We start from the raw sequence: 19,826 nt of genomic DNA, 5'->3' as shown, positions 1-19,826 counted from the left end.
TGTTAGCGCATAGGGGAGAAACGAGATATCGCACCCAGGAGCCAGCAGCCTGAGCCTCAAGCGAGACCGGCACTTTTAGGGGCTTTTTTTCAGCGTTCGCGTTGTACGGCGAAGTCGAGCGAGTGGGTTTGCCGTACGAATACCACGGTCTTCGCGGGGTCGCGAAGCGCGGGACTCCAGGGCAGGGGGACGTTGTCCGGAGAGACTTCGATCAGGTGCTCCCCGGCTGCCACAAACGGAAATTCGTAGCGCCCCTGGCCGTCCGTTCGTGTCACGTAGCGCCTGTCAAGAATGACCGTCACGCCGGGCACACCAGCTTCAGACGCCTCCCTGCGGCCATTGCCGTCGGCGTCATAAAACACGGCGCCTGTCAGCCCGCCGGAGCCGGTTCCGGGCAAGCCGCCGAGCGGAGCCGTTGCGGTGCCTGCCCGGTCTTCATAGCGCAGCAGCAGCTGGATGCTGCGATTGGTTTGGGTGGTGGGAATCGTCTGCAGTGTTGCCGCCGTGAGGGCGGATACGACCAGCGCCGGCAGCGGCTCCTGCCCGCGTGACTCGGTATACCGCAGGGAAAGTGACCAGCCGCCGTAAGGCTGCCAGCTCACCCCGATATTGGCGTTCACCGATTCGCCGCCGTCGCTGCGCTGCGCGCCGCGCACCGCGCCGTCGATAGACCATTGCGACCAAGGCGACAGGGTGCCCAGAATGCCCCATATCAGGCCTGTGGTCGGACTGATATTGCCACTCATGCGCTCCCAAGCCAGGGAGGTGCCGAAGGTGGCCGGCACTGCGACCGGCCAGCTCTGGTCCACCCCGAAACGGGTCGTTCGGATGCCGGATGCGTTGGCCAGATCGGCGCGCCATTGTGTCTGGCCCCAATCGCTGGTGCGGTTCCACGACAACTGTGCAGACTGCCCGGGGCTGGTGATGGTTCGAAAGCTCAGGGCTGCGCCGACTGAATTGCGCGAATCGAGCAGGTAGCGGCCATTGAGGTTTAGAAAAGCACTGCGTCCTGAAGCGCTTCCGGTCGATCCTCCGCGGCTGACGCTGTCGCTCAGCTCGACGGCAAAACCGGCTTGCCACTGCCGCGTGGAGGTGTCTGCCTGCCAGTAGAGGCCTTGCAGGTCGCTGGCAAGAACGGTGGTGCCCCAGCGGAGATTGGGTTCAAAGCGGAAAACGCCCGCAGCATTGCGCCAGCGCTCGGTTCGCCATGCGGCGTCCATCCAGAGGCCGGTGGCGCCGCCTTCCCGCGAGCCCTCACTCTGCACTACATTGGCTTGCATACGCAGCCCGCCAACGCGTTCGCTGGCTGAACCATAGCCGGCAGGCAGGCCGGATCCCCACGGCGCTGCGCCTTCCCAAGAGGCCGCAGCAAAATAGGCGCGGGTATTCAGGACGCTGCCGGATCCGCCGTCTGAAATATTTTTGCCGTCAATCAGCTGCAATGCGGCGTCGCTGCGGCCCCCCACACCAAGCGCTTCGCCCAGCGGCAGGCGAAATTGCGCCCCCACGGATCCGATGCTGCCGCCTGAAGTTTGAAACCCCGCGGCATCCAGTCCGCTGAAGAGCCCGGTGCGGCCCGCAGCTGCGTTCAGGTCGATGGAGTCGTTCAGGTACCACTGCCCGCCGACGCCCCGGATGGGCGTGGCCGGAACGGATACCCGGCCCATGCCGCGCGCCAGCCGCGTACTGACGGTGTTGATGTCGCCGGCGTTGTGGTTGGCAAACCAGCCGCCGTCCAGCGGCAGGGCACGCTGGTCAATGCGCCAGGTGCTACCGCTGTTTTGCGCCTGGTTGCCTGGCGCGCTGGATTGCTGCTGAACCAGGTTGGCATTGATCGAGAGCGCACCGTGGTTGGGTGTATCCACGAATCCGCCGAGGCCCAGCGCGCGGGATGTTGTGTCGCCACCGCCCGTTTGCCGGAACAGTGAATAGTCAACACGCCAGCTTCGCGGCCAGCCTGCTTCGTTGTATTCGCTGGACTTTAGTTGCAGCGCGCTGTCGGGGTCCGGCAGGCCTTCAATGACGCGGTCCACATAGGGCTGGCCGGCATCGGGCGTGGCGGGTGTTGCCTGGGCCAAGGCAGCGGCCGCCGCAAAGCCCCCGCTGAGCCCCAATAGCCCGATGCGCCACCACTTCAGTAGGAAGGAAGAAGGAATGGTCGGCGTGTGTGCCTGTCGCTTCATGGGGCGAAGCGTTGCTCGATACTTTGTGTCTGGCCTTTGCCCCACTCGAGCTTGCCACGCACCGTCACGGGAAAGCGGATTTGTGCCGCGGTGTCCTGGTCTCCGGGACGTGTCGCGCTCAACGGGATGGTTCGCGTTTCACCGGGCAGTATGGGGGTGTTGGCAGGTGAAAATTCCAGGGACGTGTTCGAGGCATCGGTACCGCTCAGGAAGCCGGTGACGCGGCCATGGGCGGTGCCGCTGTTGCGGATCTGCAGGACCGGGGTGGGCTTGCCATTCACGGTCTGGACACCCGCCCCGGCTACGCTCAGCTCCGGTGTGGCGTCGCCGATGGTGACGTAAACCACCACCCCGAGACGCGCGGAAAATGGAATAGGCGGACCCGATTCCATGCGGGTGATCTGTTCCTGCCCTTCCAGCATGATGGCAAAGCGGCATTGCCCTGGCTTGGCATCGGGCGGCACGCTGACTTCATAGCGAAACCGGTACGGACGGCCACCCGCAATGGTAAGTTCCCGACGTTCAATCGCCACCCATGGGCGGCAGCTGCCGGGCTGCACTTCATCAAGAAATGTGACCGAGTTGTCCATGCCCAGCCGCCAGTCCGCGGTTTTGATGCCGAAGGTCGTAGAGGCGGCTGACGCATTGGTTATTTCCATGATCTGGCGGCTTCGCTCACCGGGTTTTAGCTCGAGCTCAAACCGTGGGGGGGAAACTGCCAGTGCGAATTCGCTTGCCGTTGCACAAGGCGCAATCAGGGCACAAGCCAGGCCAAGAAGGCTGGCCGCACACCGCGGGAGTGCGGGGAACCGAAGGCGGATCATGGGGTGTCTACCTCAAAATAGAACTGCAGTGCTTGTGAAGATACCAGCGCGCGGCCGTCGGTCCTGAGCGTCAGCTCGATGGTTTCCTCCAGTGAGGCGGTACTGGCCACACCGTCAAAAATCAGTGTGCGACCGCCAGACCGGACTGCGCCCGGCAACAGGCGGCCCTGGGTGCGCCAGGTGACAAAAATCGGCTCGCCCGCCGCCGGCGCAAGCGCCATGTAGAGCCTGACCGGCTGGTTGAGCCAGCGAGACAGGTTCAGGCGCAGGGCAACCCGCACGCTGGCTTCCACTGAATTGTCGGCCCCGCGGCCGGGGACCAGTTGCCGCCAGCGCATGGGGACAACGCTCTGGGTGACCACGGTACCGGTGTCGTCCACGCGGGTCGTGGCAGCCGCTGCGTAGTGCGGCGTCAGCACGCTGGCAGCAAACAGGCAAGGGGCGAATATAAAAACAAGGCGGCGCGGCAGGCTGATCAGTCGTTTCATCATGGAGCGGTCAGGGTGTAACTGACCCGGCCGGTAAAGGTGCCGGAGCCTACCAATTGCGCGTTGGCGTAATTGAACTGCAGGCAGCTTTCAAACCACGTGTTGCGCGTGACACTGAGCAAAGTCTGTGACGTGCCACCGACAAAAGTACCGCTGGGAATGGTGGCTGTTGGATCCGATGCACCGCCTGAAACCCAGGAGATGGTGTTGAACGGGATGGTGTTTCCGCTGGCGTTGACCAGCGAAGCCGGTGCCGTGGCACTGAGGGTGGCGTTGGCGGCCGCGCCCGGTGTGCGGTAAAAACCACCCACGTAAACCTGCGCGGGTACCGTGCAAAAAGCAAAACCGTCGTAAGGGCTCGCCGTGACGGTGCTGTCGGTCGTCATGGCACTGGTGCCAGCTCCGAGGTTGGCAGCTGGAATCGTGACCGAGACGCGATTGATGGTGGAGTTGTTGCCCGGCGTGCCTCCGGAGTTGAAGGTGCCGCCGGTCATGGCTCCTGCGCCCACCTGCAAAAACAGGGAGCGGGTACCTGCGGCAATGTTCACAACAAAGGCCTGGGCACCCGCGCAGGCCAGTGCGCCACTCGTCAACAGGATGATACGCAGCAGGGGCAACATACCGCCGCCGGGAGACAGGAAGAGGTCGGGTTGGGCGCGCATGAGTATTACTTTACGCTAACTGGCAAGTATCAACAAAAATAAAAATGGCCCCGCCAGGCGGAGCCATTTGTAATAGGCCGCTAGTTCAGACTTGCGTGGCGGTATAAGTTACGCGGCCTTTATTGGCCACTGTGCCGCCGTAGGTGCCTGCTGCGGGCAAGGTGGTATTGAGGTAGGTATAGGTCCAGCGGCCCTCAACACGGACCAGCTTGTTAGTCGCTGTCAAGGTAGTGGCCGTTCCCGCTCCGCCAGCGCCGCCAAGATTAAATGCAGGGTGGGCAATGGCTGCGTTGGTAAAACCAGGGGTTGTTGCACCAAGCGCAGCGCCTGCCACACTGATCTGGCTCCACGGAATCGTTTCGCCGGCTACACCCGTTGTCAGTGGTCCATCGGTGTTTGAGTTCAGAGTAATGTTGCCGCCGTTGCCGTAAACGCGCACTGTTACAGCGCCTGCAGTCAAGTCGCCGTTCACACCTGCGATCACGCTGCTGTCACCGACATTGGCGCCCGGAACCGTGAAGATAATGTTGTCAACCGTGCCGGTAGTCGATGTGTTGCTGGCGCTGGTGCCAACACGCAGAAACAGAACCTGCGGGATGGTGATAGTCATGTCGACGCGTGCAGTGGCAGTGGAACCAGACACTGCAGCTGCGTTGAATGTGGACTCGGCGTGGGCGGTTGCGCTCAAAAGGCCGGCAAAGCCCATGGTGCTGACAAGAAGGATTTTTTTCATGATGTATTTCCTGAGTTTTTGGGGTTAAGTTGACGGGTTAAACTTGTGCGGCGGTATAGGTCACGCGGCCTTTATTGGCGACGGTGCCGCCGTAGGTGCCGGCTGCGGGCAGGGTGGTATTAAGGTAGGTGTAGGTCCACCGGCCTTCAACACGCACCAGTTTGTTGGTGGCAGTCAAAGTGGTTGCCGTGCCTGCCCCGCCGGTCGCACCGAGGTTGAATGCGGGGTGGGTGATGGCGGCATTGGTGAAGCCCGCGGTGGTGGCCCCGAGCGCAGCGCCTGCCACACTGATTTGGCTCCAGGGAATCGTTTCGCCAGCGACGCCTGTTGTCAGTGGTCCATCGGTGTTTGAATTCAGTGTGATGTTGCCGCCGTTGCCGTAAACGCGCACCGTCACAGCCCCTGCAGTCAAGTCGCCGCCCGTACCTGCGATCGGGGTGCTGTTGCCAAGGCTGGCAGCAGGAACGGCGAACGTGAGCATGTCGATCGTGCCGGTGGTCGATGTATTGCTGGCGCTGGTGCCAACACGCAAAAACAGCACTTGTGGGATCACGATCGTAAAGTCCAGACGTGCGGTGGCAGTGGAGCCAGATACTGCAGCCGCATTGAATGTGGATTCTGCGTGAGCGGGTGCGGCCAGCAGACCTGCCAGGCTCAAGGCGCTTGCAAAAACAATCTTTTTCATCAATGTTCTCCAGATCGTGGACGGGTGAATCGGGTTCGGGTTTCCGGTTTTTCTGAACGTGAATGGACTGTAACCAAGCGTTTCGAAAAAAGGTGGCTTTACATTCGTAACACGAGCCTCAATTGGTAAATCCGTCACGGTTAAGTCGTTGAAAACAATGAGTTTCTACGAAATAGCGACGAAGGTGACGGTTTCAGAAGTGGTTGTAACGACTGTCGCTGTTCGCGATCTGTGAGATATTTCCCAAAACTCTGTAACTATCGGGAAACAATTTCGATGACGTGCCAAGCGGTGCACTTTTCCCCTTGCCAGCGGACCAAGAAGGAAATTAAGCCGGTCAGATGCTTCTCGTAGAGGGTGTCAATAAAGGTCGCGTAGCGCCCTCATTCAGTCAAGGCGGGCGTGAAGCGGTCACTCGGCGACAGAGGTGGAGATGGATGGCCAAGGGCCACGTGCCTCTAGCCGTAGGTGGCAAGCGTGCCTGTGACATAGATGGAGATAGCGCGCTCTCTTGTGATCGCGCGGGGTTGTGTCATGCGCGCAGCGCAGGCAACCGGATCAATGGCGTGTTGGTGGGCGTCTTGCGACGGCTTCCGCCAGAACCATCAGCCAGCGTGCTGAGTCGCTGTCACGCTAGCGGATTGATCGAGGTGTTGTGAACACGGTCCGCTGGCGCCCGGTAACTCGCGCCTTGTTTGTCGACGTGGATCGCGATGTTGCCGCTTGCCAGGCAAGGCTTGATGTCCTGTATGGGCGGTGCCGGCGTACGGGATGACGAACTTGGGTGCCGCGTCAAGCGGCGTGTTGGCCGCTGCTTACCAGGAAATGGTCAATTCAACCGGATCCCGTGAGTTCATGGGCTTGCCTGCCACCACGGCAAGGCGGCTGCCTGCATCGGAATCGGTCATGGCGTTCATGCGCTGTGTCTGGCCTGTTCTGCTGGTCGATGCGGCGGCAATGGCCTGAATGTCCACAGTGGCCGGGCAACTGATACGCAAGGTAGCTTGGCTGCCGTCTGGCTGGCCGCGATGGGTGCAGCGATGGTCTGCCGTGACGGCTTCACTGAAGCTGCGCAACATGATGGTGACACCAAAGGAGCCGGACGTTTGCGCTTGAGCGGCGCCGTGAATCCCGAGCAGGGACTGGGCGACCAGGGCGGCAGCAAAAACAAATTTGATGGTTTTCATGGTGCAACTCCTTAAATTTCTCAGTTGTTGCAGTCATGCTATCGAATTTGACAATTTGAATCAATTGGTAAAAGTGGCCACAAAACTGTTAATTAGTGACATTTCACACAAATTGAATTTTAAATTTGATTTTTCCTTGAGTTAATGGTTTGTTGGTATTTTTATCACTTTAATGGGGTGCTGCCATCAATTGAGCGGGATGGCGCTGTGGAATGGTGCCTCCTTAGGTCTAAAACGCCAGAGTATTGGTTTACCCGGGCACAGGCGGGCTGCGCTGGCGTTATGTCGAGGGCGGACTAGCTTGGCTAGTAGGTGACAGTGACCGTGACCCCGGGCTGGGTGGCGGTGCAGGTGGCTGTGGAGCAGGTGCCTGCCTGATTTGCTGGAATGGTGCCTGTGACCGTGTAGGGCTGGGCGAAGCCCGTACCCGTTGCCCCTGCGCCGCTTAGCGCAAGGGTGTAGTTAAGGCCCAGCAAGGTGCCTGCTGTCGGCGAGAGTGCGAGGGTGTAGGTTGTGTTTCGGGTGCAGTCCACTGTGAAATTCATGGTGGCCGTTTGAGGCGCCAGTGCAAAAGAGGTGTAGTTCAGCGTGAGGGTTGACGGCGAAATAGCCCCTGGGGCGGTATTGCCGGAGGCAACCTGGCCGACGAAGCACGCAGCAACGATACTCACGGTGGGCGTGAACGCCGTAGTCGCGACGACTGGCCCATTCGTGGTGAGTTGCAGGTTAGTGACAAAGATGTCATCGTAAATGCCAAAGGAGTTGCCGTTCTGACCGGATGTAACCCGAAAGTTATAGGTTAACACCACGCTTGCGTTCAGGGCGGCGCCAAAATTCAGCGTTCCGTTGACGCGTCCGCCCCCGGTATTGGTCCAGTTGGTTGCAGTGCCGTTTTTGAAGATGCTGACGTTGAGGCGGTCTGCGTCAGCGGTGCCTCCTCCGTGGCGGAAGATACGGCGGGGAATACCCGCTTGGGTTCCAAAACCGATACTGACCCAATAGTTCTGGGTGTTTAAGTCGCTTGCCAAGCGTGTGCAGTTCAGCGTGATGTTGCCGCTGGCATTTGCGTTGGTGCCCTGGTTGTTGACGTAGTTAAGGCTGACCGAAGTGGCCGTCAATGTGCAGGTTACGGCTGCTTTGGCGTGCAGCGCGCAAGTGCACAGCAGGGTTGCCAGAGCAATGCGCAATGCGTAAGAAACACTCATCAATGGACTCCGTTAGTCGTCCGGCCTTTTCTGTCGGGACGGCTCTTGACTGCTGATGGTAACGTTTTGTAGCAGTACTGTGCATGGTGCCGTTATTGCGCCGTTCCGGGGATATAGGCGGCACAAATTTGTGACAAAAATCACGCCGGCGGACAACAAAGGTGGTATCAATAGGTGATGGTCAGGGTCCGCGTCTGCGTGCTGGTACACATGCCCGTGGCGCAGGTGCCAGATTGGCCACCCGGGATGGTTCCGTTGATCGTGAAATTCTGCGGGAAGCCGGTACCGGTCTGACCTGTGGGATTGCTCAAAGCCAGGTTGTAATTGAGCGCGAGCAGGTTTCCTGCCGTCGCGTCCAGCGCCATGGTGTAGGTTTCGCCGATGGTACAGCGCACCGCATATGCTGTGCTGGCTGTGGCCGCGGCGAGCTGAAAGGATGCGTAGGTGAACTGGATATTGCCCGGCGGCGTGCTGAGCAGGCAGACGGACTGGTTGTTAATGCTCACGGGGAATGTGGGGAAGGCATCCACATTGCCTGGGCCATTGTCATAGCGCAGGCGCATGGTCACGGTGTCGCTAAAGAGCTTGGCGCTCTTGTTGAGCCCGGCCGCAATGCGGCTGTAGAAGACATGGGTGGCACTGGCGGTCAGGGCGCCACCGAAGTTGATCGTTCCGGCGAAGTCCGTGGCCGCGGTTCCACCCCATGCGCCGTTGCCCGGGGCCGTCCTGTAAAGCTCGTAAGCGATCCGGTTGGTCTGGCCGTTACCGTTGACCGCCTGGTTGGTGTTGCCGATGGGGTTGAAGCCGTTATCGGCCTGCAAGGTGTAGTCTGTGCTGGCTGGATCTGTGGGGCCGCGTGTGCAGCTGATCGTCACGGTCCACGCGTCGTCTGTGGGATTCGGGTCGTTCTCAAAGTACACCGTCTGTACGGGCGTCGCTGCGGCATTGCAGACCAAGGCGGCCGAAGCCGGCGCCGCGGCCAGAAGGGGCAGACATAGTGCGGTGGCAATGCGCCAGGGGTTGGTGTAAATCATCGTTTGACTCCACTGCAGCGTACCGGCCCCACCCGGGCGATGTCTTCCAGGTTGCCGGGCGGCAATTCCACCGCAAATGTGCAGGTAGCTCCGTTCCACTTCAGGCGCAAGCGGTTCTGGGCCTGCAGGCCAGTCACAAAAGCCTCGCCGCGGCGAGCGGTGAAAAACTCTTTCTTGTCGCCTATCAGTTCGACTTCAGCGCCGGAAGGCGCCGGCTCGCCATCGTCGAACTCAATGCGAATCAGGGCGCCTCGCCCTGAGCGGACGGGAAACGCGATCTTGACCGCGCCGCGAAGGGCCGGAACGGCTTCGAGTTCGATAGAGTCGAGTTCGGCGCTGATTGGCAATTCGCTCGGATCCAGCCGTACGCTGTTGCGCTGGAAGGGCAGCAAGCGCGGTAGCAGCGCGACGCCGTCCGCATTGGTGCGGGTCAGGGTGCTGCCCTGGAAGCCGACTCCTACATTGGCGTAACCCGGCACCTCCACAATGGCAAAACTTTCCTGCACGCGGCGGGTGGCGAAGACTTGCCCCTCGGCCGCCACCATGCCCCCGATCAGGCCCAGGCGCATGTTTTGCTGACTTTCGCCGCTGCTGACGTCGGCCGAAAACAGGCCTTTGGTGCCCTGGTAGTAGGCGCCGCCTTCCACGTAGCGACCGTCCACACGAGAGCCCAGCGCCGTGCGCCAGCCCCAGCCGGTTTCGGCACTCAATGCGCGGCTGGCGTTTACATAGCCTTCAGTGGTACCGCTGCGGGTGGTGACGCCTGCGGCGATGGTGATGCGATTTTCAAGCGGCACGATCAGGGTGGCGCCTACCGAATTACCCGAGCTGATGCCGCTGAGGCGGGTCGCGCTCAGGGTCAGGGCTGCGCGCTGGCCGAGGCGCACGGTGTAATTCAAGCTGACAGTCCTGAGCCTTCCGAGGTCGTAGTTGTCAAAGCCGGCGTAACTCACGTTGAACGCGCCGAAGTTGTCAGTGCTGTAGCTGTAACTGGCGGTCGTTTGCAGGCGGGGTGACAGCGTGTCGATGCCGATTTGCCGGTAGCTGCGCGATGCCCCCTCCGCGCTGAGCGACACACCGTGCCGCAGTCCGCTGCGCTCGATCCCCACCATCCAGTTGGCACCCTGGCCCGCCGCGTCGCTGCGGCTGACCGAAAATGCTGTCTGCCCCAGCATCTGGAAGGGCAGCTCATAGCTGGCGCCGGCACCGGCGCGCATCAGGGACTTCGACCATTCGCCGTTGGCCTCGACCGTGAGGCTTTTACTCAAGCCCTGGCGCCAGAGGCCTGAAAAAAAACGATCTCCGTAATCGGCGTTCTCGAGCCCGAGGTCACGGCGTACGGCGCCCAGCTCAAAGCTCCAGTCACTGAGATTTTCTTCCAGCAGGTTGGCATTACTGAAGAATGATTGGGTGATGACGGTTTCCCGGCCCAGGATGTCGCGCACCACCACACGGGCTTCCCCGGCGCCGGTGAGCGCGGGAAAGTTGTCGATGCTGAAGGGGCCGGACGGCACTTTCGAGGTTTGCCGCAACGCGTCGTTCACATAGAGCTCAACGGTGCTGGGCGCGGCCGACAGACCGGTAACCGTGGGAATGGGCTGGGTGACGAAGCCCGGCTGGAGTGAGAAGTTCTTGCTGAACTGTATCCCGCCGAAATACACCTGACGCCCCGAAATGCCGGTGCGCGTGCTGCTGTCGCCCAGGCGCAGGGAGCTGTTGCTGTCCAGGAAATTTCGGGTGTAAGTGGTTTCAAGCCGGCGCCATGAAGGCCTGAGCGTCGGGTCCTGGCTGACGAGGTTGCGTCCCACATAGCTGCTGGTCAACAGTCCCAGCTCTCCCGACATGCCAAACTCTGTGAGGGCGCCGAGGTCCTTCGAATCCGTGGTGTTGCCGGCAATGCGGTTGCGCGTGGTGATGTAGTTCAGGTCGTAGTTGGCAAATGCGGCGGGGATCGAGGGTGACAGCGGGGGACGCATGGCCGACTCCTGCGTCAGGCGCACGGCGTTGAAGGCTGCAGGCGAAAACACCAGATCCACGGACTGGTCGGCGAAATTAAGCCGCGCTTCGAATCCCGGAATAGCCGAAAGCGGGAACCACTTTTGACCCTGAAAATCAACATCCTGTGCACTGGGCCGGTGATTCAGCCGCCATTCTTCAAAGGCATCCTGGGGTGCGTACAGGATGCCGTTGCGCTCCAGCAGGGTCCAGACGCCTCCCTTGGTGCTGTTGATGAAAACTTCTAGCGGAAGGAGACGGTCATTGACTGACCGGGCCGCAGGCGGGGCATTGGAAGAGGGCGGTATCTGGGCATGGGCCATCAAGCCGTAACAAAGGCCTGCAATGCCTAGAGCTACGGGATGCTTTTGTAAAGTCCACCAGCGCCTCATTGAAATCGGGTGCCATCAAGGCAGCGTGATGCTGGTCGTCAGGCTTTGTCCGTCATCAAAGGTCACCACCAGTTGGGCGTCCCCTTTTGTAAGGGCCTGCTCTGCCTTAAGCCCGACCGTTTTACGGGCACCGGGCAGGATGTAACTGCCGCCCTCAAACCGGGCCAGGACTTGCGTGCTGCGCGTGACAGTCGCTTCCCGTATCTGGGCGTAAGCCGTGCCGGTATTGCTGCATTGCAGGTTGAGGGTTTTGGCGTCCGCAACCTGGTTGGTGCAATTGACCTGGCGTTTGGCCGCCGGCGGAGTAACGAACACCGGCATGCTCAGGGCCAGCGCGATCGGAACCTGGATGCCTGTTGCAGGCACGGCCTCGGGAACTTCGCGAATGATCATGCGGTAGGTCAGCTGCCGGCTTGCATCTGCAGGTTTGAGCATGGCCAGGCGCACTACCTGCCGGGCTTTTGGAGCCAGCTTGATGATGGGAGGCGCCAGGATCAGGTCTTCTGTCAGCACGAGTTCGTCAGTGCCGTCCGCTTTCTGGCTCCAGGTATTGATATCGGCCTGCAGCACGACTTCGGTGTCGGCTTCGTTGGACAGTGTGACTGCAATCGCGCGATCGCGCGGCGTCATGTAAAGACGCACCGGTGTGACGGAAAAAACGCCTGCTGTGGCAGCCGCCCAAGGTCCTAACAGGCTTATCAGGACGGCGTAGGTAACAAGCTTGCTTCGGCGCTGTAGGACGTTCATCCTCAGAAGGATACCAGCATCTCTACCGATCCAGCATGGTTGCCGGCGTGGGCGAGGTGCAGTGCGGTCACAGTGCCACGGTCATCCTGAAGCCGCAAACGCGCCTGTTTTTCAGTTGCCGCGGCTTCTGTATCCAGCGCATAACGCCGGCTTTCGATTTCCCAGCCATCATCAGACTCTTCTCCGGCCGTCGCGACCTGGCGCTGGTCCTGAAGCCGGCAGGTATAGCGGGCTCCTGGGTCATTGCGGGACAACTCATTGCGGCAATAGTCAGGCAGCAAGGAATCCCGCGTGGGCCGGTAACCGGGCATGAATCGGGCGTTTCCCAGCCGGACCTGCGCGATATTGACAAAGACATTCGAGTTGCAGGTCACCTGTACCGAGGCACCGCTGCCGCCAGAGCCGGTGGCGCTGGTACAGGCGTTGCCATTGCCGGTGGTGTTTCCCGGGACGTTCAGCGTGATCCGGACCGACAACTGCCCCGCCGCCGCGCCCGCGAAGCAGGCAGCAGCGGCCAGCATCAGGAGAACACCGAAGGCGGCCTTGCGGATCATGGCGGTCTACGTGGCTGGCATCAGGCCCGGGGTGATCAGTAGGTGATCGTCAGGGTCTTGACTTTGTTGGTCGCGGCCGTGTTGGTGCAAGTCGCTGCGGCGCAGGTGCCGGCTTGGCCAGCGGCCATGGTACCGGTGACCGTGAAGGCCTGGTCGGTGCCGTTGCCGGTGCCGGATGCGGCGCTCAGTGCCAGGGTATAAGCCAGGTTGACGGCATCATCGGTCACACCGGAGTTGCTCAGTGCCAGGGTGTAAGGCAGGGAGTTGGTGCAACGAACGTTGAAGCCGCCGCCGGTGGAGGTAGCCGCCGTGGTTTGGAACGAGGTGTAGTTGAACACCACGTCGTTGATGACCGCGCCGGTGGCAGCGTTGGTGGAGTTGATCTCGCACTTCGAGGTCAGGTTGATCACGACATTGAAGGTGCCGGCTGCTGTTGCAGCGTAGACGGGCAGGGTGGCAATAGCGGCAAGGCCGAGGGCGATTACTAAAATGAGCTTTTTCATGACTGTTCTCCAGTTAAAAAACGAATAACAAACAAGGGAAATGTGAAGGTGAATGGACTGTAACCAGATATTTCTTAAATCGGTTGATTTGTATCTGTAACAGCGCATCTAATGGGGAATTTGTCACGTCAAACCGTTGAAATTATTGAGTTTATTCGTAAATTAGATCAAAAGAACTACAGGTAACAAGCGTAAATACTGACATTTGAACCGGCCTTTCTCTCCAATCTTTCGGTGAATTAGTAACAAACCTGAAACAACTATGCCTCAGACCATGCAGAAACAAACCCTGTCTTTTCAAGCCGAAGTAGCCCAGCTGCTCAAGCTGGTCACGCACTCCCTGTACTCGAATCCGGACATCTTTTTGCGCGAGCTGGTTTCCAATGCATCGGACGCCTGCGACAAGCTGCGCTTCGAAGCGCTGAACGATGCGTCCCTGTATGAAAGCGACCCCGACCTCAAGGTGAAAGTGAGCTTTGACAAGGCGGCCGGGACGCTGACCATTGCCGATAACGGCATCGGCCTGTCGCAGCAGGAGGCCATCGACAACCTCGGCACGATTGCCAAGAGCGGCACGCGCGACTTCATGGCCAAACTCTCGGGCGACCAGAAGAACGACGCGCAGCTGATCGGCCAGTTCGGCGTGGGGTTTTATTCGGGCTTTATCGTGGCGGACAAGATCACGGTGGAAAGCCGCCGTGCAGGCCTTCCGGCCAACCAGGGCGTGCGCTGGAGCAGCGACGGCACCGGCGAGTTTGAAGTCAGCGAGATCGAACGCGCCGAGCGCGGAAGCAGCATCATCCTGCACCTGAAGGAAGAGTCGCTCGACTACCTGAACGCCTGGAAGCTCAAGGGCATCATCAACAAATACTCCGACCACATCTCGCTGCCCATCCTGATGCAGAAGGAAGAGTGGAAAGAAGGCGAAAACGACCAGCCCGGCGAGATGGTCGTGACCGGTGAATGGGAAACCGTCAACCAGGCGGCCGCGCTTTGGACCCGCGCCAAGAAGGACATCACGCAAGACCAGTACGACGAGTTCTACAAGCAGATCAGCTACGACAGCGAAGCGCCGCTGGCCACCACGCACAACCGGGTGGAAGGCGCCACCGAATACACGCAGCTGCTGTTCATCCCGGCCAAGGCGCCCATGGACATGTTCAACCGCGACAAGGCCGCGGGCGTCAAGCTTTACGTCAAGCGCGTTTTCATCATGGATGACGCCCAGGCGTTGATGCCGACCTACCTGCGCTTCGTCAAGGGCGTGGTGGACTCGTCCGACCTGCCGCTCAATGTCTCCCGCGAACTGCTGCAGGAAAGCCGCGCCGTCAAGGCGATCCGCGAAGGCTGCACCAAGCGCGTGCTGTCGATGATTGAAGACCTGGCTGCCAACGACGCCGACAAGTTCAAGGCTTTTTATGGCGAGTTCGGCGCCGTGCTCAAGGAAGGCCTGGGCGAAGACTTTGCCAACCGCGAGCGCCTGGCCAAGCTGCTGCGGTTTGCTTCATCGACGACCGACACCGTCAGCGTGGGTTTTGCCGACTACAAGGCCCGCATGAAGGAAGGCCAGGACGCGATTTACTACATCACTGCCGACACGTTAGCTGCCGCGAAGAACAGCCCCCAGCTCGAAATCTTCCGCAAGAAGGGGATCGAAGTGCTGCTGATGGCCGACCGTGTGGACGAGTGGGCGCTCAATTACCTGCACGACTTTGACGGCACGCCACTGCAGTCGGTGGCCAAGGGCGCGGTTGACCTGGGCAAGCTGCAGGACGAGGACGAGAAGAAGGCTGCTGAAGAAGCGCAGACCCAGTTCAAGCCCATCCTCGACAAGCTGAAGAAAGCGCTGAAAGACAAAGCCAAGGATGTGCGCGCCACCTCGCGCCTCGTGGATTCACCCGCCTGCCTCGTCGTGCAGGACGGCGACATGTCGACCCAGCTGGCCCGCATGCTCAAGCAGGCCGGCCAGGCCGTGCCAGAGTCCAAGCCCATCCTGGAAGTCAACGCCCAGCACCCGCTGGTCAAAAAACTCGAGGCCGGTGTGGACGGCGCGCATTTTGACGACCTGGCGCACATCCTGTTTGACCAGGCCTTGCTGGCTGAAGGCGGCATGCCGGAAGACCCGGCGGCGTACGTGCGGCGGGTGAACGCGTTGCTGGTGTAAGCAACACCTGCTGATTCAGCGGCACAGCCAGCGGCAATGCAAAAAGAGGCGATATCGCCTCCTTTTGCATTAAATCGGCCTGTAACCCTTTAGGGTCGTGCGCGAGCAGCTATCAAATAAATAGCAGTGTTGGGCGCGCGCGCTGCGCATCCAGCGCCTCAGCACACCAGCGGCGGATCCTGCATCGCCTCGGTCTGCTCTTCCAGCATGTCGACCTGGCCCTTCCAGTAATCACTGGAGCCAAACCATGGGAAGTTGATCGGGAAGATCGGGTCATGCCAGCGCTGCGCGAGCCAGGCGCTGTAGTGCACCAGGCGCAGCGTGCGCAGCGGCTCGATCAGCGCGAGTTCGCGTCGGTCGAATTCGCGGAACTCCTCGTAGCCGTCTACCAGCGCACCCAGCTGGCGGGTGCACTGCGCGCGGTCGCCCGACACCAGCATCCACAAATCCTGCACTGCCGGCCCGGTGCGCGCATCGTCCAGGTCGACAAAATGCGGACCGGCCAGCGGCAGGCCCTCGGGCGTCCACAAAATGTTGCCGGGGTGGCAGTCGCCATGCAGGCGCAGGTTCTTCACGTCGCCCACGCTTTCAAACACGGTTTGCGCCACCAGCATGGCTTCTTCAAAGGCCTTGCGCCAGCGTGACTCCATGTCGAGCGGGATGTATCCGTGTGTCCCGGAGCTCCCGCCCAGCAGGATGTCGCGCGGAGCAAGGCCAAAGGTCTGCAAGTTCAGGGCCGGACGATGGACAAACGGTTTGGCGCTGCCGACGGTGTGGATGCGAGCCAGGAAGCGGCCTATCCATTCCAGCACCTCCAGGTTGTCCAGCTCGGGCCTGCGCCCGCCGCGGCTGGGCGACACGCTGAAGCTGAAGCCCTTGAAGTGATGCACCGTGCGGCCTTCCAGCACAAGCGCGCCCACCACCGGGATCTCTGCGGCCATCAGCTCGGCGGCAAAGGCGTGCTCTTCGGCGATCTGTTCGTCGGTCCAGCGGTCCGGCCGGTAAAACTTGGCCACCACCACGTCGCCCGCCAGGTCGGCGTCTCCCACCGGGCTTTCCAGGTGGACTTGGTAGACCCGGTTCTCGTAGCTTGAAAGCGCCATCAGCCGACCATCGCCCAGCAAACCGACGCTGGCCAGCGCATCGAGCACCACATCGGGTGTCAATGTCTCGTACGCGTGCACCTCGGCCTTGTGTTTTTCTGTCATGCCTGATTGTCGGCGCAGATGACGGTGCGCTGCCAGCAGGGGCTTGTAAACGCCTGTTTCTCAAGCGAAAAATGCCTGCAAGCCAATAAAGACGGGCGCAAGCAGCTATAAAAACCGTAGCGCCTTTCCATTGAAGGCGGAAAAAATCAGGGCTGCAGGATGTGGCCGGTGCGCGGATCTCCCTTGCCGGCCAGCACCGCCTGGTAGGCCGCTGCACCGCAAGACCTACTGTTTGCCAGCCACTCTATTGAGCGCTATCGCCTCACCGAATTGCACCGCATGCCAAGCACCTGGGTAAGCGGAAACCGGAGCTATAGCCTGGAGGGGTGATGGTTGCGGACACTACCAACCAGATAGACCGCCTTGTGGCTTCGCATTGAGCAATTATGTTTTTGAGGCCAGCAAATTGATATTCTGGCGAGGACATGCTTTTCGGCGGTACGGGTACAGGAGTCGGGGGGGAGAGGTGAGGGGCACCATCAAATACTCTGAACGGGCAGTTAGCTCAGCGCGTACTAAGAGAATTCATAAACCGAAGAAAAATTCACGTTGCTCTAGACGTTCAGCTTTAACGGGAAGCAAATATGGCCTACGTAGTTGAAAAAGTTACAGCTGCAGATCAAGAATCCTGATGGAGCTTGAGTCTGAGCAGCAAAAAATAAACCTAGTAGAAAGTCCAAGAAAAACTCTCTCTAGGGAAAAATCATGTTGGCGCGCTCACATGGTGCGACCATCACCAACACAACAGTCATAAGGGAAAAAGAATGCGTGATTACTGGTTAACGAAAGACCTGCTGCAAGCCGCAGGCATCGGTTTTTTACTGCTGGCCTTGATTGGAACTGGACTGGCGTTGTGGTTGCCCAAGAAATGGTGGGGAAAGCTGCTGGCAGTCTTGGCGGTGGGATTCGTGATTGCCATACCGATTTACAAGGCCATTCAGGATAACCATCAGCAGCAGGTGGCGGTGGATGACTACAAAGAGCGGCTTGCCAAGGCAGAAGCGCTGTTCGAGAAGCGATGCAAAACGGCGGGGGAGAAGATTTACAAGGCTGTTGATAACGTGGAGGGCGTGTTTTTGATGAAAGTTAGACCCGATGGGATCAATTTCTCAAACCAATATGCAATGGACGACCCGTATGGTCGTGATGTTGGCGGGAAGGGCTATATCGGCTCGTTCGTACGCTCCACTGCTGGCGACTCCTTAAACCCACGGGTGGCTGAAGGGCGTCGGGCTGGGTTTTCATTTGTAGAGGTAAAAGATACCGCCGACAACAGGCTTTACAGCTATAGAGGTGTGATCAAAGCCGTTGACGGACGTGATCCAAATTTTGAGCTTGAGGTTAGCGAAGTGAGTAACGCAAAAGCCCGCTACGGAGTTACTTATGAAGACATTTCGACTCGCGAAGATCGAGAGAGTTGGATTGCTGGCGGCATACTCAAGGTGGTCGATATGAAGACGGATGAAGTCATCGGTCAGCGAATTGGATACATATTTGACCCGGCTCTCGGCGATATCACTGGAGGACGTGGTCCTTGGGAGGCTGCAATTGCATGCAAGGGTGCTGAACGCAAGTATGGGCACAACGCTCAATTTGTATTGAAGACTCTAGCGCCGTCCACGGCGAAATGATCATGGCAAACGAAATCTCGACCTATCTCAAGTTTTCTAGTGTGCAGATGGCTGCGGAAGCGGACTATAAGGACGTTACAGACTTTAGTGACCAAGCCTCTATTAAAGTGGCATTAACTCGCGGTAACAATGGGCTGTTTTAAGGGCTGTACGACCGCTTGACAGCTTTTTGGTGAAAGACCTTTTATCGCCCCACCTTTAGAACCGTCGATTTCAATGCCGTGGCCCTGGACTAATACAGATGCGCAAGCTGCTATAGATTTAGATAGCTGTTCCCGCACGTGGATATTGGCCAGAGGGCTAATTTGAATGTTAAAGAGGACTGCTGGAGACGCTTTGCCCCGCTGGCGCCGAACTGCTACTTCCATACCGAAAAAAATAGCCAGTTTTCAGCATAAAAATTGGCTGTAACCCATTAAAGACGCGCGCAAGCAGCTATAAAAATCATAGTGGGTGCTGGTCGGGAAGGATGATCAGGGCTGCAGGATGTGGCCGGTGCGCGGATCTCCCTTGCCAGCCAGCACTTCCTGGTAAGCGGCTTGCACTGCAGCCTGCCCGGCATGCTGCTGGGCGATGAGCCAGGGCGTTTTGGCGCCCGTCACCTGCCGCGTGAAATCTCGCCAGGCGCGTACCAGCTGCTTTCCAAAGCCTTCTTCACCCCAGTCGGTGATGCGTTTTTTCACCTGTGAGGGCGCAAAGAACAACGTAGCCCGCGGGCCGGGCAAGTCTTTCGCGCTGCCTTTGGCGGCCAAGTCGTCCACATGCGTGCCGCCTATCGAGCAGTTGTAGCGAAGCTGGTCAAAGCGGCTGTGAATGCGCTGGCGCAAGCTGGCGCTGCCCGCGAAGTCGACGTAAGCGCAAGCCGTGTCGGCGGCAATCGCATCGAGCTGGTCATAGGTCAGCACCCGGCTGTAGCACCCCAGGCTTTCGCAAAAAGCGACATTGCCTGGCGACGTGAGGGCGATCACCTCGATCCCCGGCCGCTTGGCCAATTGAAAGGCGGTGCCATACGCCGTTTTGCTGGAGGCGCTGGACAGCAGCATGGCATTGGCGCCGAAGAAACCGTTGTCCGCCAGGAAGTCATCAATCAGGAAGGAGGTGATGAACAGTGGACGTAGCAGCGACTGCACATCCTCGGTGGCCGCGTCGTAAAAGGGGTCCGCGCTGCAGCGCATGTACTGGTTGTAGGCCACGGGCAAGGCCCTCCGGTGCGCGGCTCCGTCAAAGAACCCGGCGGGTGTCACCCGCGCCGGCTGCAGCACCAGCTCACTGGCCATGGGGTAGTAGCCGTAGAACTTTTCCCCGACGGCCACGCCTTCACATTGCGATTCCGCCACCGTGGCAAACCCCCAAACGGGGATGCAGCCCCAGCCCTCTTCACCGGTCGGGAAAAACTGCCAGTAGCTCATTGCGTCACCGAAGGCAGCGTACGTGATGTTGTTGGAGGTCAGCGCAAATGATTTGATGCCAAGCCGCACCTGGCCGGGCGTGAGCGGCAAATGGGGATCGGCGTGCCAGCGGGTGTCGGAAAGCACGTCCTTGCGGACCTGGAAGGTGGTGGGGGCTGCGGTGCTCATGCGCACACCGTAAATGAAACGGCCCGCCGGTTCAACACCGGCGGGCCGCGTAGG

18 protein-coding genes are annotated in these 19,826 nt (G+C 59.8%); 3 read left to right on the top strand and 15 right to left on the bottom strand.

From position 1 onward, the window contains the following. Positions 1 to 89: 89 nt before the first annotated feature. The 13 genes from ACQ4MS_RS06800 to ACQ4MS_RS06740 all read right to left on the bottom strand — a co-directional run bounded on the left by ACQ4MS_RS06800 (position 90) and on the right by ACQ4MS_RS06740 (position 13,192). A complete protein-coding gene (locus ACQ4MS_RS06800) occupies positions 90 to 2,183 on the bottom strand; it encodes an SdrD B-like domain-containing protein (RefSeq protein ID WP_431098611.1) in 2,094 nt (697 codons plus the stop codon). Continuing rightward, positions 2,180 to 2,842 (bottom strand): hypothetical protein, encoded by a 663-nt coding sequence (locus ACQ4MS_RS06795; protein WP_431098610.1) that lies wholly within the window; start codon positions 2,840 to 2,842, stop codon positions 2,180 to 2,182. Before ACQ4MS_RS06795 ends, ACQ4MS_RS06800 begins: the two co-directional genes overlap by 4 nt. Before the next feature lie 161 nt (positions 2,843 to 3,003). Continuing rightward, positions 3,004 to 3,495: a hypothetical protein gene (locus tag ACQ4MS_RS06790; protein WP_431098608.1), complete on the bottom strand. Its 492-nt coding sequence runs from the start codon at positions 3,493 to 3,495 to the stop codon at positions 3,004 to 3,006. Next, on the bottom strand, positions 3,495 to 4,157 hold the full coding sequence (locus ACQ4MS_RS06785) for a hypothetical protein (protein ID WP_431098607.1): 663 nt from the start codon (positions 4,155 to 4,157) through the stop codon (positions 3,495 to 3,497). Before ACQ4MS_RS06785 ends, ACQ4MS_RS06790 begins: the two co-directional genes overlap by 1 nt. A gap of 85 nt (positions 4,158 to 4,242) precedes the next feature. Next, positions 4,243 to 4,890 (bottom strand): hypothetical protein, encoded by a 648-nt coding sequence (locus ACQ4MS_RS06780; protein ID WP_431098605.1) that lies wholly within the window; start codon positions 4,888 to 4,890, stop codon positions 4,243 to 4,245. 37 nt (positions 4,891 to 4,927) lie between these two features. Beyond that, entirely contained in the window at positions 4,928 to 5,713 is a 786-nt protein-coding gene (locus ACQ4MS_RS06775) for a hypothetical protein (RefSeq protein ID WP_431098604.1), read from the bottom strand. 677 nt (positions 5,714 to 6,390) lie between these two features. Next, the gene (locus ACQ4MS_RS06770; protein ID WP_431098603.1) at positions 6,391 to 6,762 is read right to left on the bottom strand and encodes a hypothetical protein; all 372 of its coding nucleotides are present in this window, start codon (positions 6,760 to 6,762) and stop codon (positions 6,391 to 6,393) included. Between the two features lie 305 nt (positions 6,763 to 7,067). After that, positions 7,068 to 7,967, bottom strand: coding sequence for a hypothetical protein (locus ACQ4MS_RS06765; protein WP_431098602.1), 900 nt, complete (start codon positions 7,965 to 7,967; stop codon positions 7,068 to 7,070). Positions 7,968 to 8,134: 167 nt separating this feature from the next. Then, positions 8,135 to 9,001 (bottom strand): spore coat protein U domain-containing protein, encoded by an 867-nt coding sequence (locus ACQ4MS_RS06760; RefSeq protein ID WP_431098601.1) that lies wholly within the window; start codon positions 8,999 to 9,001, stop codon positions 8,135 to 8,137. Then, a complete protein-coding gene (locus ACQ4MS_RS06755; RefSeq protein WP_431098598.1) occupies positions 8,998 to 11,319 on the bottom strand; it encodes a fimbria/pilus outer membrane usher protein in 2,322 nt (773 codons plus the stop codon). The genes ACQ4MS_RS06760 and ACQ4MS_RS06755 overlap by 4 nt, the downstream gene beginning before the upstream one ends. Before the next feature lie 84 nt (positions 11,320 to 11,403). After that, complete coding sequence (locus tag ACQ4MS_RS06750; RefSeq protein WP_431098597.1) at positions 11,404 to 12,135, bottom strand: fimbrial biogenesis chaperone; 732 nt, start codon at positions 12,133 to 12,135, stop codon at positions 11,404 to 11,406. 2 nt (positions 12,136 to 12,137) lie between these two features. Beyond that, complete coding sequence (locus ACQ4MS_RS06745) at positions 12,138 to 12,689, bottom strand: hypothetical protein (RefSeq protein ID WP_431098596.1); 552 nt, start codon at positions 12,687 to 12,689, stop codon at positions 12,138 to 12,140. A 35-nt stretch (positions 12,690 to 12,724) separates the two neighbouring features. After that, positions 12,725 to 13,192 carry a spore coat protein U domain-containing protein gene (locus ACQ4MS_RS06740; RefSeq protein ID WP_431098595.1) on the bottom strand — a complete coding sequence of 156 codons (468 nt, stop codon included), beginning with the start codon at positions 13,190 to 13,192 and terminating at the stop codon, positions 12,725 to 12,727. 274 nt (positions 13,193 to 13,466) lie between these two features. On the opposite strand from ACQ4MS_RS06740, the gene htpG reads away from it, so the two are divergent. Beyond that, positions 13,467 to 15,356 (top strand): molecular chaperone HtpG, encoded by a 1,890-nt coding sequence (gene htpG / locus ACQ4MS_RS06735; protein WP_431098594.1) that lies wholly within the window; start codon positions 13,467 to 13,469, stop codon positions 15,354 to 15,356. Positions 15,357 to 15,514: 158 nt separating this feature from the next. Here the strand turns inward: htpG and ACQ4MS_RS06730 are convergent, their stop codons facing one another. Beyond that, on the bottom strand, positions 15,515 to 16,564 hold the full coding sequence (locus tag ACQ4MS_RS06730; protein ID WP_431098593.1) for a serine/threonine protein kinase: 1,050 nt from the start codon (positions 16,562 to 16,564) through the stop codon (positions 15,515 to 15,517). A gap of 764 nt (positions 16,565 to 17,328) precedes the next feature. On the opposite strand from ACQ4MS_RS06730, the gene ACQ4MS_RS06725 reads away from it, so the two are divergent. Continuing rightward, entirely contained in the window at positions 17,329 to 18,195 is an 867-nt protein-coding gene (locus tag ACQ4MS_RS06725) for a hypothetical protein (RefSeq protein WP_431098592.1), read from the top strand. Between the two features lie 2 nt (positions 18,196 to 18,197). Further along, positions 18,198 to 18,338: a hypothetical protein gene (locus tag ACQ4MS_RS06720; RefSeq protein ID WP_431098590.1), complete on the top strand. Its 141-nt coding sequence runs from the start codon at positions 18,198 to 18,200 to the stop codon at positions 18,336 to 18,338. 330 nt (positions 18,339 to 18,668) lie between these two features. Here ACQ4MS_RS06720 and ACQ4MS_RS06715 read toward each other — a convergent pair whose 3' ends face one another. Beyond that, a complete protein-coding gene (locus ACQ4MS_RS06715) occupies positions 18,669 to 19,772 on the bottom strand; it encodes a DUF2855 family protein (protein WP_431098589.1) in 1,104 nt (367 codons plus the stop codon). Positions 19,773 to 19,826: the final 54 nt, after the last annotated feature.

The organism is Polaromonas aquatica, from assembly GCF_050626995.1.
Lineage (GTDB): Bacteria > Pseudomonadota > Gammaproteobacteria > Burkholderiales > Burkholderiaceae_C > Polaromonas > Polaromonas aquatica_A.
This window is presented reverse-complemented; position numbering and strand designations above follow the sequence as displayed.

Excerpts from the sequence above, each read along its gene's own strand:
- ACQ4MS_RS06800 (WP_431098611.1), bottom strand. The coding sequence starts at position 2,183 with ATGAAGCGACAGGCACACACGCCGACCATTCCTTCTTCCTTCCTACTG.
- ACQ4MS_RS06795 (WP_431098610.1), bottom strand. The coding sequence starts at position 2,842 with ATGGAAATAACCAATGCGTCAGCCGCCTCTACGACCTTCGGCATCAAA.
- ACQ4MS_RS06790 (WP_431098608.1), bottom strand. The coding sequence starts at position 3,495 with ATGAAACGACTGATCAGCCTGCCGCGCCGCCTTGTTTTTATATTCGCC.
- ACQ4MS_RS06785 (WP_431098607.1), bottom strand. The coding sequence starts at position 4,157 with ATGCGCGCCCAACCCGACCTCTTCCTGTCTCCCGGCGGCGGTATGTTG.
- ACQ4MS_RS06780 (WP_431098605.1), bottom strand. The coding sequence starts at position 4,890 with ATGAAAAAAATCCTTCTTGTCAGCACCATGGGCTTTGCCGGCCTTTTG.
- ACQ4MS_RS06770 (WP_431098603.1), bottom strand. The coding sequence starts at position 6,762 with ATGAAAACCATCAAATTTGTTTTTGCTGCCGCCCTGGTCGCCCAGTCC.
- ACQ4MS_RS06765 (WP_431098602.1), bottom strand. The coding sequence starts at position 7,967 with ATGAGTGTTTCTTACGCATTGCGCATTGCTCTGGCAACCCTGCTGTGC.
- ACQ4MS_RS06760 (WP_431098601.1), bottom strand. The coding sequence starts at position 9,001 with ATGATTTACACCAACCCCTGGCGCATTGCCACCGCACTATGTCTGCCC.
- ACQ4MS_RS06755 (WP_431098598.1), bottom strand. The coding sequence starts at position 11,319 with ATGGCCCATGCCCAGATACCGCCCTCTTCCAATGCCCCGCCTGCGGCC.
- ACQ4MS_RS06750 (WP_431098597.1), bottom strand. The coding sequence starts at position 12,135 with ATGAACGTCCTACAGCGCCGAAGCAAGCTTGTTACCTACGCCGTCCTG.
- ACQ4MS_RS06745 (WP_431098596.1), bottom strand. The coding sequence starts at position 12,689 with ATGATCCGCAAGGCCGCCTTCGGTGTTCTCCTGATGCTGGCCGCTGCT.
- ACQ4MS_RS06740 (WP_431098595.1), bottom strand. The coding sequence starts at position 13,192 with ATGAAAAAGCTCATTTTAGTAATCGCCCTCGGCCTTGCCGCTATTGCC.
- htpG (WP_431098594.1), top strand. The coding sequence starts at position 13,467 with ATGCAGAAACAAACCCTGTCTTTTCAAGCCGAAGTAGCCCAGCTGCTC.
- ACQ4MS_RS06730 (WP_431098593.1), bottom strand. The coding sequence starts at position 16,564 with ATGACAGAAAAACACAAGGCCGAGGTGCACGCGTACGAGACATTGACA.
- ACQ4MS_RS06725 (WP_431098592.1), top strand. The coding sequence starts at position 17,329 with ATGCGTGATTACTGGTTAACGAAAGACCTGCTGCAAGCCGCAGGCATC.
- ACQ4MS_RS06720 (WP_431098590.1), top strand. The coding sequence starts at position 18,198 with ATGGCAAACGAAATCTCGACCTATCTCAAGTTTTCTAGTGTGCAGATG.
- ACQ4MS_RS06715 (WP_431098589.1), bottom strand. The coding sequence starts at position 19,772 with ATGAGCACCGCAGCCCCCACCACCTTCCAGGTCCGCAAGGACGTGCTT.